The sequence below is a fragment of the Stutzerimonas sp. NM35 genome, from assembly GCF_054604355.1.
In genome coordinates this window covers 814,308-830,774 of record NZ_CM137728.1, presented here as the reverse complement: position 1 = coordinate 830,774, position 16,467 = coordinate 814,308, and the positions used below count along the sequence as shown (strand labels likewise).

13 protein-coding genes are annotated in these 16,467 nt (G+C 64.1%); 7 read left to right on the top strand and 6 right to left on the bottom strand.

The genetic code is table 11. The features are described 5' to 3' along the window. Nucleotides 1-23: 23 nt before the first annotated feature. Nucleotides 24-314, bottom strand: coding sequence for a ribbon-helix-helix domain-containing protein (locus ACYCFC_RS04005; protein WP_459653182.1), 291 nt, complete (start codon nucleotides 312-314; stop codon nucleotides 24-26). A 326-nt stretch (nucleotides 315-640) separates the two neighbouring features. Beyond that, complete coding sequence (gene qhpR, locus ACYCFC_RS04000; RefSeq protein WP_181084568.1) at nucleotides 641-1,729, bottom strand: AraC-like transcriptional regulator QhpR; 1,089 nt, start codon at nucleotides 1,727-1,729, stop codon at nucleotides 641-643. Nucleotides 1,730-2,058: 329 nt separating this feature from the next. On the opposite strand from qhpR, the gene exaC reads away from it, so the two are divergent. From exaC to ACYCFC_RS03970, 6 genes are all read left to right on the top strand, one after another. Then, the gene (exaC, locus tag ACYCFC_RS03995) at nucleotides 2,059-3,579 is read left to right on the top strand and encodes an acetaldehyde dehydrogenase ExaC (protein ID WP_459653181.1); all 1,521 of its coding nucleotides are present in this window, start codon (nucleotides 2,059-2,061) and stop codon (nucleotides 3,577-3,579) included. 192 nt (nucleotides 3,580-3,771) lie between these two features. Then, nucleotides 3,772-5,055, top strand: coding sequence for an ethanolamine utilization protein EutH (gene eutH, locus ACYCFC_RS03990; protein WP_459653180.1), 1,284 nt, complete (start codon nucleotides 3,772-3,774; stop codon nucleotides 5,053-5,055). A gap of 112 nt (nucleotides 5,056-5,167) precedes the next feature. Then, nucleotides 5,168-6,562 carry an ethanolamine ammonia-lyase subunit EutB gene (locus ACYCFC_RS03985; RefSeq protein ID WP_459653179.1) on the top strand — a complete coding sequence of 465 codons (1,395 nt, stop codon included), beginning with the start codon at nucleotides 5,168-5,170 and terminating at the stop codon, nucleotides 6,560-6,562. A gap of 25 nt (nucleotides 6,563-6,587) precedes the next feature. After that, nucleotides 6,588-7,397, top strand: coding sequence for an ethanolamine ammonia-lyase subunit EutC (eutC, locus tag ACYCFC_RS03980; RefSeq protein ID WP_181083073.1), 810 nt, complete (start codon nucleotides 6,588-6,590; stop codon nucleotides 7,395-7,397). Nucleotides 7,398-7,839: 442 nt separating this feature from the next. After that, entirely contained in the window at nucleotides 7,840-8,193 is a 354-nt protein-coding gene (locus ACYCFC_RS03975) for a rhodanese-like domain-containing protein (protein WP_181083074.1), read from the top strand. Between the two features lie 146 nt (nucleotides 8,194-8,339). Continuing rightward, entirely contained in the window at nucleotides 8,340-9,452 is a 1,113-nt protein-coding gene (locus tag ACYCFC_RS03970; RefSeq protein ID WP_181083075.1) for a mechanosensitive ion channel family protein, read from the top strand. A gap of 48 nt (nucleotides 9,453-9,500) precedes the next feature. Here the strand turns inward: ACYCFC_RS03970 and acs are convergent, their stop codons facing one another. Further along, nucleotides 9,501-11,456: an acetate--CoA ligase gene (acs, locus tag ACYCFC_RS03965; RefSeq protein WP_459653178.1), complete on the bottom strand. Its 1,956-nt coding sequence runs from the start codon at nucleotides 11,454-11,456 to the stop codon at nucleotides 9,501-9,503. Between the two features lie 240 nt (nucleotides 11,457-11,696). Between acs and ACYCFC_RS03960 the strand changes: the two genes are divergently transcribed. Continuing rightward, nucleotides 11,697-12,896 (top strand): CaiB/BaiF CoA transferase family protein, encoded by a 1,200-nt coding sequence (locus ACYCFC_RS03960; RefSeq protein ID WP_459653177.1) that lies wholly within the window; start codon nucleotides 11,697-11,699, stop codon nucleotides 12,894-12,896. Between the two features lie 13 nt (nucleotides 12,897-12,909). Here ACYCFC_RS03960 and ACYCFC_RS03955 read toward each other — a convergent pair whose 3' ends face one another. The 3 genes from ACYCFC_RS03955 to ACYCFC_RS03945 form a co-directional block, all read right to left on the bottom strand. Continuing rightward, nucleotides 12,910-13,734 carry an HpcH/HpaI aldolase/citrate lyase family protein gene (locus ACYCFC_RS03955; RefSeq protein ID WP_459653176.1) on the bottom strand — a complete coding sequence of 275 codons (825 nt, stop codon included), beginning with the start codon at nucleotides 13,732-13,734 and terminating at the stop codon, nucleotides 12,910-12,912. A gap of 35 nt (nucleotides 13,735-13,769) precedes the next feature. Then, nucleotides 13,770-14,975 carry a CaiB/BaiF CoA transferase family protein gene (locus ACYCFC_RS03950; RefSeq protein ID WP_459653175.1) on the bottom strand — a complete coding sequence of 402 codons (1,206 nt, stop codon included), beginning with the start codon at nucleotides 14,973-14,975 and terminating at the stop codon, nucleotides 13,770-13,772. A gap of 114 nt (nucleotides 14,976-15,089) precedes the next feature. After that, entirely contained in the window at nucleotides 15,090-16,442 is a 1,353-nt protein-coding gene (locus tag ACYCFC_RS03945) for an MmgE/PrpD family protein (protein ID WP_459653174.1), read from the bottom strand. Between the last annotated feature and the right edge of the window lie 25 nt (nucleotides 16,443-16,467).

Below are 16,467 nucleotides of genomic sequence, written 5' to 3'. Positions count from 1 at the left end.
TCTCGTCAGCAATAGCCCAGCTTTTACGGGCTATATGAATTGGCTATCCCAATAGCCTGTTGCGCGAAGCAGGCGCTTTTGTGGGAGCGGGCTTGCCCGCGAGCACGGAGGGATTCGAAGTAGTCTGCATCGGCAAGAGCGACGGGAACGGATGCCGCACTAGCAAGCAGCAGACCACGAAGGTGTTGGCGATCCTGATCCTTGCGAATCAATTCGCGGACGTATTCGCTGCTCGTGCTGTAACCGCGCTGGTTCACTTGCTCATCAACAAAGCTTTTGAGGGCATCCGGCAGGGAGATGTTCATAGTGCTCATCGTGAATGCCTCTTGGCAATTTTTGCCAAAGTCTACATCCGTTGACTCGCTTCATGGAGTGATAGCGACTCATAAGGCAGGGGTTCCAATGGAGTGTCCTGTTTGCAGTAGCCCAAATCTGGTACGAGAAAAGCGAGACATGTCCTCCTGAAACGAAACGAGCCGCCGCGGGGAGCGGAAAGCCCTGTTGAACGGGTTCGGCACGAAGCCACCGGCAAAAGCTTCGCGGGCAAGCCCGCTCCCACAAAAGCACCTGCCTCGTGCAACAGGTTACCGGCGCATGGCCTTTTCACTTGTGCGCCACACCAGCGCCAAGGGCGGCGGAGTCAGTGCTGCCTGGTATTGACCAGGTCGCTGTGCTGGCGCCACTGGCGAGGACTCACTCCGAACCACCGACGAAACGCACGCGAGAACGCGCTGGTTTCGGAGTAGCCAAGCAACGGAGCCAACTCCGAGATGGGCAACTGCTGCTGGCGCATGTAGTAGGTCGCCAGTTCCTGACGTTGCTTGTCCACCAGCGTCGAGAAGCTCAGCCCCTGCTCGCGCAGGCGGCGCTGCAATGACCAACTGCTCATGCCCATCTGCTCGGCGATATCCTCCAGCACCGGCTCGCCCAATAACAGCCGCTGACGAATCTGCGCGCGCGCATCGTCGACGATGTCCGGCTCCGTGCGCCCGGCCATGCTGAGCTGGCGCAGGGAATCCTGCATGACCATCAACAGCACCGGATCGCTTCCCGGCATCGCCCGTGTCAAGCCGACCTTGGGAATCAGTAGCGAATTGCAGGGTTGTTCGAAATAAACCGGCGCATCGAAAACCTTGCTGTGCTCGTGCCAGTCCACCGGACGCGGGTGTTCGAAGTGCACCGCACGCGGAGCCCATTGGCTTCCGAGCACATGTCGGATCAGGTTGCGTGCCATGCCCAGGGTCAGTTCGGCATCCTGTCGTCGACAGAGGATGGCGCCGTGCCGAACCTGATAATCGAAGCGATAGCATTCCCCATCGTCGACCAGGCGAATCAGACTGTTGCGCTGGTGCAGCGGGAATGCGCGAGCGAAGTTGATCAGCGCCTGCTCCACCGTCGCCGAACACAGACCGATGTAACCCAGCAGCCCCAGTGCCTGCGGCTTGAACTGCTGACCATAGTACAGGCCGAAGTTGTCGCAACCCGATTGCCGCGCCGCTTCTTCCAGCACCTGGCAGTAATTCGGCAGCGCCAGGCTGAGGGTGGGATGCTGCAGCAAGTCCGGATCAATTCCGGACACTCCGAGCACACGTTCGGCATCCCCGCCCTGCCGCTCGATGAAACCGCACAGGCCGCTGGCGGCTGCGGCCAGCACGCCGGCATGTTTTTGCCCGCCAGTGACAAGGGCCAGACCAGCCGACGTATCCGTCTGATCGAACAGGGAACTCATCTGCGCCTCCATCGTAACCATCCGCGTCTTGAAGCAAGAACCACGCCGCGCTCCGCGAGCCCCGCCAAACCACTCAAATAGACAGTGATGGCCCAGCCATCACGCCCCAGCATGGCCCAGAAACGAGTAAACGGGAAACACGGGCACCAGAACCGTGCGCCCGAACTGACACTTCGCGAAACACTCACCAAGTTGACTCTGGACGACAGCGGCGCCCTGTGCGGGTCAAGTCTGCCCCATGAATCTGTCTCATGATCAACCTGAGCCGCCTTTGAGAACCGGCCACGTGCAGCAACAACTACAACAACAGTCGTTCGGAGGATTTCCCCATGATTTACGCCCAACCCGGTACCGAAGGCGCCATCGTTTCCCTCAAGCCTCGCTACGGCAACTACATCGCAGGTGAGTTCGTGCCACCCGTGAAGGGTGAGTACTTCGCCAACACCAGCCCGGTGGATGGCTCCTTGATCGGCGAATTCCCGCGTTCCGGCGCCGAGGATATCGACAAGGCCCTGGATGCCGCCCACGCCGCCGCCGATGCCTGGGGCAAGACGTCCGTTCAGGAGCGTTCGCTGATCCTGCTGAAGATCGCCGACCGCATCGAAGCCAACCTGGAAAAGCTCGCCGTTACCGAGACCTGGGACAACGGCAAGGCCGTGCGTGAAACCCTCAATGCCGACATCCCGCTGGCCGCCGACCATTTCCGCTACTTCGCCGGCTGCCTGCGCGCCCAGGAGGGCAGCGCCGCCGAGATCAACGAGCACACCGCCGCGTACCACTTCCACGAGCCGCTGGGCGTGGTCGGGCAGATCATTCCGTGGAACTTCCCCTTCCTGATGGCCGCCTGGAAGCTGGCCCCGGCGCTGGCCGCAGGCAACTGCGTGGTATTGAAGCCCGCCGAGCAAACCCCGCTGTCGATCACCGTCTTCGCGGAAATCATCGGCGACCTGCTGCCCGCTGGCGTGCTGAACATCGTCCAGGGCTTCGGTCGTGAAGCGGGCCAGGCGCTGGCCACCAGCACCCGTATCGCCAAGATCGCCTTCACCGGCTCGACCCCGGTCGGTTCGCACATCATGAAGTGCGCCGCCGAGAACATCATCCCGAGCACCGTGGAGCTGGGCGGCAAGAGCCCGAACATCTTCTTCGAAGACATCATGAAGGCCGAGCCGGAGTTCATCGAGAAAGCCGCAGAAGGCATGGTGCTGGCGTTCTTCAACCAAGGCGAGGTGTGCACCTGCCCGTCGCGCGCGGTGATCCAGGAGTCGATCTTCGAGCCCTTCATGGAAGTGGTGATGAAGAAGATCCTGCAGATCAAGCGTGGCAACCCGCTGGACACCGAGACCATGGTCGGCGCCCAGGCGTCCGAGCAGCAGTTCGACAAGATCCTCTCCTACATGGACATCGCCCGTGGCGAAGGCGCCGAGATTCTTACCGGCGGCGCCGCCGAGAAGCTCGAAGGCGGCCTGGCGACCGGTTACTACGTGCAGCCGACCCTGATCAAGGGCCACAACAAGATGCGCGTGTTCCAGGAAGAGATCTTCGGGCCGGTGGTCGCCGTGACCACCTTCAAGGACGAGGCCGAAGCCCTGGCCATCGCCAACGACAGTGAGTTCGGCCTGGGCGCCGGCGTCTGGACCCGCGACATCAACCGTGCCTACCGCATGGGCCGCGGAATCAAGGCCGGTCGCGTCTGGACCAACTGCTACCACCTGTACCCGGCGCACGCCGCGTTCGGTGGCTACAAGAAGTCCGGTGTCGGTCGCGAAACCCACAAGATGATGCTCGACCATTACCAGCAGACCAAGAACCTGCTGGTCAGCTACGACATCAATCCGTTGGGCTTCTTCTGACAGGCCTCGGAGAGCAGCGGGGGCTGGCCTTGCGTGTGTCCGGCCCCCGCACATACACCACCGTGATCCTTCGGGAGCGAAACCTTCCGTAAAGAACACCGCGACACTGTTCAAAGCCAGTTTCAGGCCTGCCTGGCGCAGCCTCCGATTGGCTTCTGACGCCTGGCAAAACCATAACAAAAGGGCAAAGCAATGGATCAGATCGGCAATTACGTCCTCTACGTCATCATGTTCTGCGCGGTCCTGGGAGCCTTCGCAGCCATTCGTGACAGTGAAAAAGGCCTCGGCAAGGAATTCATGGAGGGTATCCATGCCACGGGGCACATCTTCGTTCCGGCAGCCGGGATCATGGCCTCCATCCCCTACCTGACGGTGATGATCGAGAGTGTCTTCGGGCCGTTCTTCGACGCCCTGGGCGCCGATCCGGCACTGGCGGCCACAATGATCATCGCCTCGGACATGGGCGGCTATCACCTTGCCTCAGCCCTGGCAGCCAGCAAGGAAGCGCTGATCATGGCGCTGATCACCGGTTTCATGGGCGGTGCGACTATCGTCTTCTCGATTCCCATGGGCCTGGCCATGCTCGACAAGCGTGACCACAAGTACATGGCGCTGGGCATCATGTCCGGCATCCTGACCATCCCCATCGGTGTAATGATCGCCAGCGCCATCCTGGTGATCAGCAACCCCATGGTGCGCGAAGTGGTCGCCACCAACGGAGAAGCCACTTACCAGCTGGCCATGGGGCTGGGCGGCGTGTTCGCCAACCTGCTGCCGATCATCATCTTCGTGGTGGCGCTTGCCGCCGGCCTGCGCTTCCTGCCGGACCTGATGATCAAGGGCTTCATTGCCTTCGGTCGTGGCATGGATGCACTGATCAAGCTGGTGCTGGTGTTCTCCATCGTCGAATACTTCACCGGCGTGTTCACCATCGTACTGGGCGGCTGGGGCTTCGACCCGATCATCGCCGATGCCGAGGACCAGACCCGCGCCCTGGAAACCGCCGGCTATATCGGCATCATGCTGGCCGGCGCCTTCCCGATGGTCTACCTGCTGCGCAAGTACCTCGGCGGCCCGCTGGAAGCGCTGGGCGGCAAGGTCGGCCTGAGCGCCGTCGGCAGCGCCGGCATGCTGGCGACCATCGCCAATATCCTCGCGATGTTCCGCCTGGTGCGCTTCATGCCGCCGAAGGACAAGGTGCTCAACATCGCCTTCGGCGTGTGTGCGGCCTTCCTGCTCGGCGATCACCTGTCCTTCACCGCCAACTTCCAGCCGACCATCATCCTGCCGGTGCTGATCGGCAAGATACTCGCCGGTTTCTCCGCCGTGGGGCTTGCCTACTGGCTATCGGTACCCAAGGCGCTGCAACTGGAGCAGCAGGACCGGGCCGCCGGCATCATCGAAGCGGATGAGTATCCGGGATCGACGCTGCACGGCAGCCCCCTGCCGATCCCGAAAGAAGCCGCCCGGGCCTGAAACGCCCCAGGCACTCCCGGAAACGAGCCACAGCTGCCGCAAGAGGCTTAACTACCTCTATCGGCAGCCATACTCGCCGGGTTGTCTTCCACCCCGAGACAGGAGCCTGATCATGGCAACCTATTCCCACAGCATCGGCGGCCAGACCTGGCGCTTCGACAGCCTGCGCGAGTTGCTGGCCAAGGCCAGCCCACTGCGCTCGGGCGACTGCCTGGCCGGCGTCGCCGCCGCCAGCGACGCCGAACGCGCCGCGGCCCAGATGACCCTGGCCGACGTGCCGCTCAAGCAGTTTCTGAGCGAGGCGGTGATTGCGTATGAAAGCGACGAAGTCACCCGGCTGATCATCGACAGCCACGACGCCGCCGCCTTCGCCCCGGTCAGCCACCTGACGGTGGGCGGCCTGCGCGACTGGCTGCTCGGCGATGCCGCCGACGAGGCCAGTCTGCGCGCCTTGGCCCCCGGCCTGACGCCGGAGATGGCCGCCGCGGTGTCGAAGATCATGCGCGTGCAGGACCTGATCCTGGTGGCGCAGAAGATCCGCGTGGTCACCCGCTTTCGCAACACCATGGGCCTGCGCGGACACATGTCCACCCGCCTGCAACCCAACCACCCCACCGACGACCCCGCCGGCATCGCCGCCAGCACCCTCGACGGCCTGCTCTACGGCAACGGCGACGCGATGATCGGCATCAACCCGGCCACCGACAGCATGGGTTCGATCTGCACCCTGCTGGAGATGCTCGATGCCGTCATCCAGCGCTACGAGATCCCCACCCAGTCCTGCGTGCTGACCCACGTCACCAGCTCCATCGCCGCCATCGAGCGCGGCGCGCCGCTGGACCTGGTGTTCCAGTCGATCGCCGGCACCGAAGCGGCCAACGCCAGCTTCGGCATCAGCCTCAAGGTGCTCCAGGAAGGTTACGAAGCCGGCCTGAGCCTCAAGCGCGGTACGCTGGGCAACAACCTGATGTACTTCGAGACCGGCCAGGGCAGCGCGTTGTCGGCCAATGCCCATCACGCTGTCGACCAGCAGACCTGCGAGGCTCGCGCCTATGCGGTGGCGCGCCATTTCAATCCGTTCCTGGTCAACACCGTGGTCGGCTTCATCGGCCCGGAGTACCTCTACAACGGCAAGCAGATCATCCGCGCCGGGCTGGAGGACCACTTCTGCGGCAAGCTGCTGGGCGTGCCGATGGGCTGCGACATCTGCTACACCAACCACGCCGAAGCCGACCAGGACGACATGGACATGCTGCTGACCCTGCTCGGCGCCGCCGGCATCAACTTCATCATGGGCATTCCCGGCTCCGACGACGTGATGCTCAACTACCAGACCACCTCCTTCCACGACGCACTCTACGCCCGCCAGGTACTCGGCTTGCGAGCTGCGCCGGAGTTCGAGCAGTGGCTGGCGCGCATGGGCATCTTCAGTCATCGGGACGGCCAGCTGCGCCTCGGTGACGAGCTGCCACCCGCCTTCCGCCAGGCCCTGGCGCAACTTTCCTGATTCGCGCATTCATGCAGAGGTACGCATGTCCGACCACGCCCCCACCACCGAGAACCCCTGGCAGCAGCTGCGCCAGCTGACCCCGGCGCGCATCGCCCTGGGTCGTGCCGGCACCAGCCTGCCGACTCGCGCCCAGCTCGACTTCCAGTTCGCCCATGCCCAGGCCCGCGACGCCGTGCACCTGCCGTTCGACCCTGCCGGTCTGCGCGAAGAACTGCACAACCTCGGTCACCACTCGCTGCTGCTGCACAGCGCCGCCAGCGACCGCCATACCTACCTGCAGCGTCCTGATCTGGGACGGCGCCTGGATGATGAATCCGCCGCCCAACTGGATGAATACGTCAAGCAGCACGGCGGCGGCCATGACCTGGCCCTCGTCATCGCCGACGGCCTCTCGTCACTGGCAGTCAGCCGCCACAGCCTGCCCTTTCTCAAACGTCTGCTCGAACAGGTGACCGCCGAAGGCTGGTCACTGGCCCCGATCACGCTGGTGGAACAGGGCCGGGTGGCGGTGGCCGACGAAGTGGGCGAGCGGCTGGGGGCGAAGATGACGGTGATCCTGATCGGCGAGCGTCCCGGCCTCAGTTCGCCCGACAGCCTCGGCCTGTACTTCACCTGGGCGCCCCGCGTCGGCCTCAACGATGCCTATCGCAACTGCATTTCCAATGTGCGCCTGGAAGGCCTTAGCTACGGCATGGCCACCTTCCGCCTGATGTACCTGATGCGCGAAGCCTGCCGGCGGCAGCTCTCCGGGGTCGACCTCAAGGACGACGCCCAGGTGCCGACCCTGGAAAACCAGGGGCCTGGCAACTTCCTGCTACCGAACAAGGATTGATGGCCTGAGGAGCCACCGATGCCTCCCTCGTCCCGGCATGCACGCCGCTTCGCCGTTACCCTCATTGTTCCGTTTCCACCCGCCGCCCGGCGAATCGCGGCGGCGGCGCTCCCGAGGCAATCCCAAGTCGTCGCCGGCAAGGCATATAGCCTGCGGGCTACCGGTAGGCCTGACGCATTACTGGCTGCTTCGCGTGCACTGGTCTGCAAATTGCTTGCTTTCTGAAGTCAGGGCGTTTCGCGAGGCCCAGCCGCTTTGACAGGAAAGGCTGATCGAAGACCACCGCTGCAATAACAATAAAAAGGGCGCCAGCATGTTCAAGCAGAAGAAATTCAAACAGGCGACGCTGATCCTGATTGCCATTACTATCATTCTGATCCTGCCGAACCTGAACCGCCTGGTCAGTTGAGCGCCAGCCACGAGGCGAACCGAGAGGAACCCCATGTACAGATTGTTCGCACTGCTCATGACTTTGGCCGGCGCCACGATGGCTGGTGAAATCGACCGTCCGGCGGCGCTTGCCGCCTTGCAGAATCCCGACACCCTTCTGATCGATGTGCGCACGGCACCGGAATACGCCCAGGGTGCCCTCCCCGGCTCATTGCGGATCGAAACCCCGGAACTTGCCGAGCGCATCGCCCGTGTAGCGCCCGACAAGAATGCCTCCATCGTGCTCTACTGCCGTAGCGGTCGACGCTCGTCAGCCGCCCAAGATCTGCTGCAGGAGCTGGGCTACACCCAGGTCATCAATGCCGGCGGTTATGAGCAATTGCGCGAACTCGTCCCCTCCCGCTGAAAGCGTCCTGAAAAGCGGACATCCACGCCACTTCCTGCGTCTCCCTGCCAGCACGGAGCCATCGGCACGGAACTAATGCGTGGCAAAGGCTACTGAAAAAGTAGCCTTTGCCTGGCGCCTGGCCGCGTCGTCGTAGGAGTTGAGTGATGAATTGGGATGCGATGCTGAACGAAACCCTGTGGATCAACATTGCCATAGTCGCGGTTGCCACCTTCGTCAGCTATCTGGTGCTGCAAACCGCCCTCAAGATTGTCACCAATCGCCTGCGCAAATTGAGCAAGGGATCGCCCAGCGGCTTCGCCGGCATGGTCGCGGAAATGCTCAGCCGCACCAGCCAACTGCTGCTCATCGCGATGTCGCTGCTGATCGGCCTGAAGTTCGCGGAGCTGCCCGACCGTTGGGAATCGGCCATGTCCCATGGCTGGTTCATCGCACTGGCGTTCCAGATCGCGCTCTGGCTCGACACGGCTGTCCATCTGTGGATGGACAGCCTGACGCGCGATGGCAAGGCGCGCAATCCGGTAACCACCACCATCATCGGCATCATGTTGCGCCTCGTCGTCTGGACGATGATGCTGCTGTCGGTCCTCGCCAACCTCGGCGTGGACATCACCGCGATGGTGGCCAGCCTGGGCGTGGGTGGTATCGCCATTGCGCTGGCGGTGCAGACATTGCTCAGCGACGTCTTCGCCTCGCTCTCCATCGGCATCGACAAGCCGTTCGAGATCGGCGACTTCGTGGTCTTCGGCGATATCGCCGGTAACATCGAGCACATCGGCCTGAAGACCACCCGCATCCGCAGCCTGAGTGGCGAGCAGGTGGTGTGCTCCAACGCCGACCTGCTTGCGCAGACGATCCACAACTACAAGCGCATGGATACGCGGCGGATCGTCTTCAAGTTCGGCATCAGCTACAAGACGACCGCGAGCAAGCTGCGCGAAGTCAGCCAACTGGTTCGCCGGATCATCGAGGGCATCGAGCTGGCCAAGTTCGATCGGGCGCATTTCTTCTCATTCGACAACAGCCAGCTGACCTTCGAGGTCGTCTACATCATGCAGACTGCCGACTACAACAAGTACATGGATGTTCAGGAAGCGATCAATCTCGGTCTGCTCGAAGGTATACACGAGCTGGAAGTGGACTTCGCCTTCCCCATCCGCCAGGTGGAGTTCATCGGCGGCAATCTGCCGGAAATGCTGGTTGCCCGAGCACCAGAGGAGCAGACGGCAACCCCACAGCCATCAGCGCCAGCCCCCTGATCGGAACCTGCGGGGCGGCGACCGAAACAGGTCGCCGCCCCGCCCTGATCAGTTTTTCCGCATCGCCACGTGGGTATCGATCAATTGCTGCACCACGCCCGGATCGGCCAGCGTGGACAAGTCGCCCAGGGTGTCGAATTCATCCGTGGCGATCTTGCGCAGGATGCGCCGCATGATCTTTCCCGAGCGCGTCTTGGGCAATCCGCTCGCCCACTGGAGGGTATCCGGCACGGCGATCGGGCCGATCTCCTTGCGCACCCATTGCTGCAGTTCCTGACGCAACTGATCGCTCGGCTCCTCGCCGTGGACGAGGGTGACGTAGACATGGATACCCTGCCCCTTCACCGGATGCGGCACGCCGACCACCGCCGCCTCGGCGACCTTGCGGTGGGCGACCAGCGCGCTTTCGATTTCCGCCGTGCCCATGCGGTGCCCGGAGACATTGAGCACATCATCCACGCGCCCGGTGATCCAGTAGTAGCCGTCCTCGTCGCGGCGCGCGCCATCGCCGGTGAAATACATGCCGCGAAAGGTCTTGAAGTAGGTATCGACGAAGCGGTCGTGGTCGCGATAGAGGCTGCGCATCTGCCCCGGCCAGGAATCGAGAATCACCAGATTGCCTTCGATGGCGCCTTCGAGCAGGTTGCCGAGGTTGTCCACCAGGCCAGGCACCACGCCGAAGAAGGGTCGCGTCGCCGAGCCCGGTTTCAGCGCGGTGGCGCCGGGCAAGGGGCTGATCAGGATGCCGCCCGTCTCGGTCTGCCACCAGGTATCGACGATGGGGCAGCGTGACTTGCCCACCGTCTCGTAGTACCAGTGCCAGGCCTCGGGATTGATCGGCTCGCCCACGCTGCCGAGCAGGCGCAGGCTTGAGCCATCCGCGCCCGCCACCGCCGCGGCGCCTTCGGCCATCATCGCGCGAATCGCCGTGGGTGCGGTGTAGAGGATGTTCACCTGATGCTTGTCGATGATCCGGGCAATGCGCGCCACATCGGGATGATTCGGCACGCCCTCGTACATCAGCGTGGTCGCGCCGTTGGCCAGCGGACCATAGATGATATAGCTGTGCCCGGTGATCCAGCCGACGTCGGCGGTACACCAGTAGATTTCACCGGGGCGATAATCGAAGACCCGTTCATGGGTCAGCGCGGCGTACAGCAGATAACCGCCCGAGGTGTGCAGCACGCCTTTCGGTCTGCCGGTGGAGCCGGAGGTATAGAGGATGAACAGCGGCTCCTCGGCGCCCATTTCCTTCGGCGCGCAGACATCGCCGGCCACATGCATCAGTTCGTGATACCAGACGTCGCGATGCGGGTTCCACTTGATCTCGCCACCGGTGCGCCGCACCACGATGATCTTCTGCACGCAGCGGGTTCTGGGGTTGGTCAGCGCATCGTCGACATTGGCCTTCAACGGCACGGCCTTGCCGCCGCGCATGCCTTCGTCGGCGGTGATCACCACCTTGGAGTCGCCATCGATGATGCGCCCCGCCAGCGCCTCGGGCGAAAAGCCGCCGAACACCACCGAATGGATCGCGCCGATGCGCGCGCAGGCCAGCATGGCCACCGCCGCTTCGGGAATCATCGGCATGTAAATGGTCACCACGTCGCCGCGATGCACATCCTGACCACGCAGGGCGTTGGCGAACTTGCTGACTTCCCGGTGCAGTTCGCGGTAGGTGATCTGCCGGCATTCGGAGGGATCATCACCTTCCCAGATGATCGCCACGGCATCGCCGCGCGCCTCCAGGTGGCGGTCCAGGCAGTTGGCCGATACGTTCAACGTGCCGTCGGCGAACCACTTGATGTCCACATGATGATCGTCGAAGGAGGTCTGCTTGACCCTGGTGAAAGGTCTGATCCAGTCCAGACGCGCCGCCTGTTCGCGCCAGAAGCCATCCGGGTTCACCACCGATTGCTGGTACAGGGCCTTGTATTCGGCCTCGTCGGTCAGCGACCGCGCCGCCACTTCGGGCCGCACGGGATACAGGGACGCAGCGCTCATGGGCAATTACCTCATGTGTGTCATGGCATCAGTTGTCACTCCTGTCTCGCAGGCGAAACCCTGTTCCCATCCACGCGCCTGGCAGACATTGGGTTTGATCCCTACCGGGGTGGATGCGTTCCATCACGGCCACCCTGCGTTTCCCCAAGCATAGACCGCTGCCTGAGCACGGTTGAGTTGCCCTGCCCGGTGGCGCTCGGTCATGCTCGCCCCGAACGACGGCACACAGGTATCGCAAGCATGGAACAACGCGGCAACGCCCTGCCCCTGCACGGCATCAGGGTCATTGAAATGGGCCAGCTGATCGCCGGTCCCTTCGCCAGCAAGCTGCTGGGCGAATTCGGTGCCGAGGTGATCAAGATCGAACCGCCGGGCGGCGGCGACCCGCTACGCAAATGGCGCAAGCTCAAGGACGGCACCTCGCTCTGGTGGCATGTGCAGTCGCGCAACAAACACTCGCTCACCCTCGATCTCAGAGAGTCCGAAGCCCAGGACATCGTGCGCAAGCTGGTAGCCGAGGCCGACGTGGTGGTGGAAAACTTCCGCCCCGGCACGCTGGAGGAATGGGGCCTGGGCTGGGACGCACTGTCGCAGCTCAACCCGCGCCTGATCATGCTGCGCATCTCCGGCTACGGCCAGACCGGCCCCTACCGCGACCTGCCAGGCTTCGGCGTGATCGGCGAAGCCATGGGCGGCCTGCGACACCTCTCCGGTTATCCGGGCCAGCCACCGGTGCGCGTCGGCGTCAGCATCGGCGATTCGCTGTCCTCACTGTACGGCGTGATCGGCGTGCTGCTCGCCCTGCAGGAGCGCAACCGCAGCGGCCTGGGCCAGGAGATCGACGTGGCGCTGTACGAATCGGTATTCGCCATGATGGAAAGCCTGGTGCCCGAATACGACGCCTTCGGCTACGTGCGCGAACCGGCGGGCAGCGCCCTGCCGGGTATCACGCCATCCAATTCCTACCCGTGCAATGACGGCACCTGGGTACTGATCGCCGGCAATGGCGACAGCATCTACAAACGCCTGATGACGCTGATGGGCCGCCAGGACCTGGCCGACGATCCGCGCTTCGCGCATAACGATGGCCGCGCACGGCACGCCGAGCTGATCGACGCCGCCATCGGCGAGTGGACGGCGCGGCACAGCCGCGACGAAGTGATCGAGGCGCTCAAGGGTGCCCGCGTGCCGGCGGGTTATCCCTATACCGCCGCCGATATCGTCGCGGACCCGCACTATCTGGCGCGGCGGATGATCGAGCAGGTCGAGACCTTCGCCGGCCCGCTGAAAGTACCCGGCGTGCTGCCCAAGCTCTCGCGCACGCCGGGACGCATCGGCCAGGGTGGCCCGCAGCTGGGCGAGCACACCGACGACATCCTCGCCGGCCTCGGCCTCAGCGACGAACAACGCCAGGGCCTGCGCGCGCGGGGGATCATCTGACGAGCCAGCTACTTCAGGTTGCCTGCCCGGCGCGCTGCAACAGACGACGGGCACGACCGACGACAGGCGCGTCGACCATCTGTCCATCCACCACGAAGACTCCATCACCGGACGCGCCGGCAGCGAGGATACGTTGCGCCCAGGCCAGCTCTTCAGCGCTGGGCATCAGCGTTTCATGCACCACGGCGACCTGGCTGGGATGAATGCACAGCAGGCCGCCAAAGCCCATGTCACGCGCATTCGCCGTGGCTTCGGCGAGGCCGTGCAGGTCCTTGATATCGGGGAAAATACTTTCCAGCGGCGGCGCCAGCCCGGCCAGTCGTGACTGCAGCAGCAGTGCATAGCGCGCCTGATCGAGCATGCGCTCGGCTGCCGCGCTGCCGCTGGAAAGTCCCAGGTCGAGGCCCAGGTCCAGCACGCCGAAGGACAACCGCTCGACACCTTCAGCCGCCGCGATCTCGCCCAGCGCGGCAAGCCCGCGCGCGCTTTCGACGATGGGCCACAGCGGCTTTCCGCAAGCCGCGACGGCCTTCACCTGAGCCACGCTTTCAACCTTGGGCAGCAGAACGCCGATCACCCCGGCATGCTGCGCGCAGAGGGCGATATCCGCCGCCTGCTGTTCATGGCCGGGGGCGTTGATGCGCACCAGCACACGAGCCTCGGGATGGCTTGCAAGGAAAGCATCGAGGTTGTCCCGCGCCTCGGCCTTGAGGTCCTGCGCCACGGCGTCTTCCAGATCGACGATCACCGCGTCGGCGCCGCTGGCCAGTGCCTTGGGAATCCGCTCCGGGCGGGTGGCGGGAACGAAGAGTGCGCTGCGGAGGGTGCCTGGATTCATATAAGTGTCCTTCCATTGTTCGTTTGTCAGGCAGGTTACACCGCGCCCTGCTCGTGCATCCGCTGAATATCGCCCGAGGTATAGCCCAGCTCCGCCAGCAGCGCATCGGTATGCTGGCCCAGTGCGGGAATCGGCTCCATGCGCGGCGTGAAAGCGCTGTTGCCAGCCGGCGGCAGCAACGCGGGCAGTTTGCCGGACGGGCTGTCCACCTCGCTCCAGCGCTGGCGTGCCCGAAGCTGCGGATGCGCCCAGACGCCGGCCATGTCGTTGACGTGGGCGTTGGCGATCGATGCGTTATCCAGGCGGACGATCACCTCTTCGGCGCTCAGCCTGGAGAAGGATTCGACGATGATCGCCCGCAATTCAGCACGGTTTTCCGAGCGCTTGAAGTTCGCCGAGAAGCGTTCGTCCTGCGCCAGCTCCGGCTGTAGCAGCACTTTTTCGCAGAACAGCAGCCATTCGCGCTCGTTCTGCAGGCCGAGCATCACCGTGCCGCCGTCACCGGTGGGGAACGGCCCGTAGGGATAGATGGTGGCGTGAGCGGCGCCGGCGCGCGGCGGCGGCGTGGCGCCCTGGTAGGCGTAGTACAGCGGGTAGCCCATCCATTCCACCAGACTCTCCAGCATGGACACGTCGATACGGCTGCCGACGCCGGTCTTGCCCCGCAGCATCAGCGCCGAGAGCACGCCGGTGTAGGCGTACATACCGGCGGCGATATCGGCGATGGAGCAACCGGCCTTGGCCATTTCGCTCTCGCCCGGCCCGCCGGTGACGGAGAGAAAGCCGCCCTCGGACTGGATCAGCAGGTCGTAGGCCTTCTGCTGCTCGTAAGGCCCGCCTTCGCCGTAACCGGAGATGTCGCAGACGATCAGCCGCGGGAAGCGTTCGTGCAACACCTCGAAGGACAACCCCATGCGCGCGGCAGCGCCGGGCGCGAGGTTCTGCACCAGCACGTCGGCCCTGGCCAGCAACTGGTCGAGCACCTGCGCGGCGGCGTCCTGCTTGACGTCCAGGGTCAGGCTTTCCTTGGAGCGGTTGGTCCAGACGAAATGCGAGGCCAGGCCATCGACGCGCTCGTCATAGCCCCGGGCGAAATCGCCGGAGCCAGGCCGCTCGACCTTGATCACGCGGGCGCCGAGATCGGCCAGCTGCCGGGTGCAGAACGGCGCGGCGATGGCGTGTTCGAGGCTGACCACGGTGATGCCGTCCAGCGGGCGGGGCTTGGCGGTCGTGTCATTCATATCCGGCTCCTGCAAATTCGTAGGGTGGAAATCGGCGAAGCCATTTCCACGCGTTTGTTCAATTCCCTGCGGCGCCCGTGCATAACGATGGATGAGGCTTCGCCGTCATCCACCCTACGCCAGGTCGTTCAATTGGCTCATCTCGCGCAGCCGCCAGACCTTGTCGATCAACACGCCCGCCTCATCCGCGCCGCGCGCCCCGGAGAACTGCAGCAGCCGGCGAAACTTGTCTTCCAGCTCGGCGCGGCTCAGGGTGTTGCCCGGATCGCCCTTGGGTTCGTCGATGGCACCGTGCAGGATGCGTCCATCCGTGGTGGTCACTTCTACCCTGCCCAGCCAGCGCGCCGGATAGGCGCCGTCGACCTCGGGATCGAGCAGCATGCTCACCTTCTCGCGAAACAGCCCGACACGTGGATCGCTCAGCGCATGGCTATGGAATTCGCTCAGCCCGGCCTTGCCGTAGAGGGCGATCAGGCCCAGCACCGTACCCATGGAAAACTTCGCCTGGTGCACGGTCTGCGGCACCACCACGCGGCCCAGCACGTCGATGGCGCCCTGATGCACGCGGGTGGTGACGCTGACGATCTCATCAGCCTTGAGCCCTTCACGCTGCATCAGCCCCAGCAGCGCATCGGCAGCCGGATGGGTGTGGCGACAGGAAGCATGGAACTTGAACGAGGTCTCGGCCAGCGCCCAGCGGCTGCCGAGACGGTCGGAAAGCCTGGTCGGATCGGCATCATTGGACATCCCGGCAGCCATGCCCTGCTCGCCTTCGAGAATGTTCTGCGCGCCACTCAGGCCGTCTGCGGTCAGGTAGGCCGCGAGCAGGCCGTCGGCGGCGGCCTTGGCGGTGTGCAGCTGCTTGGAGTCGGCGGCGTCGCGGAGGAATTCCCAGAGCCCGGCGGCCTGGGTGCCGGCACTGCCCAATAGATGGGTGAACTGCTGCTGGTCGAAATCCATCAGCTTGCCCACCGCCACGGCGGCGGCCAGGGTGCCGACGGTCGCGGTGGTGTGGAAGATGCGGTAATGCGAACGACCGAGGAATTCGCCGATGCGAATGCCCGCCTCATAACCGGCGACCGCAGCGACGAGCAGGTCGCGACCGGACTTGCCCAGATCCTGCGCCGCCGCCAGCGCCGCCGGAAAAACCACGGTGGCCGGGTGCAGCACCGAGCTGTTGTGCAGGTCGTCCTGCTCCACCAGATGCGAGCTGGCGCCGTTCACCAGCGCGGCGAAATAGGCACTGCTGCTCTTGCCATTGACGAAGATGCGCGCCGACCCTTCTGCCGGCCCCATGCGCTGCGCATAGCGTTCGAACAACGGGATCGGGTGCGAGCCGGCGCTGGCCAGCGCGGAGCCGAGCCAGTCGAGAAACAGGTCTTCGGTGCGGGCGAGCACCGCGTCGGGAATCTGCTCGTAAGCGAGCCCGGCGAGAAATCCGGTCAGCGCCTGGGTGTGCTGGCTCATGCGGTCGGCTCCAGTATCGAATGAT

What these genes read in the sequence shown, in the direction of transcription:
- ACYCFC_RS04005 (WP_459653182.1), bottom strand. Translation starts at nt 314, where the DNA reads ATGAGCACTATGAACATCTCCCTGCCGGATGCCCTCAAAAGCTTTGTT.
- qhpR (WP_181084568.1), bottom strand. Translation starts at nt 1,729, where the DNA reads ATGAGTTCCCTGTTCGATCAGACGGATACGTCGGCTGGTCTGGCCCTT.
- exaC (WP_459653181.1), top strand. Translation starts at nt 2,059, where the DNA reads ATGATTTACGCCCAACCCGGTACCGAAGGCGCCATCGTTTCCCTCAAG.
- eutH (WP_459653180.1), top strand. Translation starts at nt 3,772, where the DNA reads ATGGATCAGATCGGCAATTACGTCCTCTACGTCATCATGTTCTGCGCG.
- ACYCFC_RS03985 (WP_459653179.1), top strand. Translation starts at nt 5,168, where the DNA reads ATGGCAACCTATTCCCACAGCATCGGCGGCCAGACCTGGCGCTTCGAC.
- eutC (WP_181083073.1), top strand. Translation starts at nt 6,588, where the DNA reads ATGTCCGACCACGCCCCCACCACCGAGAACCCCTGGCAGCAGCTGCGC.
- ACYCFC_RS03975 (WP_181083074.1), top strand. Translation starts at nt 7,840, where the DNA reads ATGTACAGATTGTTCGCACTGCTCATGACTTTGGCCGGCGCCACGATG.
- ACYCFC_RS03970 (WP_181083075.1), top strand. Translation starts at nt 8,340, where the DNA reads ATGAATTGGGATGCGATGCTGAACGAAACCCTGTGGATCAACATTGCC.
- acs (WP_459653178.1), bottom strand. Translation starts at nt 11,456, where the DNA reads ATGAGCGCTGCGTCCCTGTATCCCGTGCGGCCCGAAGTGGCGGCGCGG.
- ACYCFC_RS03960 (WP_459653177.1), top strand. Translation starts at nt 11,697, where the DNA reads ATGGAACAACGCGGCAACGCCCTGCCCCTGCACGGCATCAGGGTCATT.
- ACYCFC_RS03955 (WP_459653176.1), bottom strand. Translation starts at nt 13,734, where the DNA reads ATGAATCCAGGCACCCTCCGCAGCGCACTCTTCGTTCCCGCCACCCGC.
- ACYCFC_RS03950 (WP_459653175.1), bottom strand. Translation starts at nt 14,975, where the DNA reads ATGAATGACACGACCGCCAAGCCCCGCCCGCTGGACGGCATCACCGTG.
- ACYCFC_RS03945 (WP_459653174.1), bottom strand. Translation starts at nt 16,442, where the DNA reads ATGAGCCAGCACACCCAGGCGCTGACCGGATTTCTCGCCGGGCTCGCT.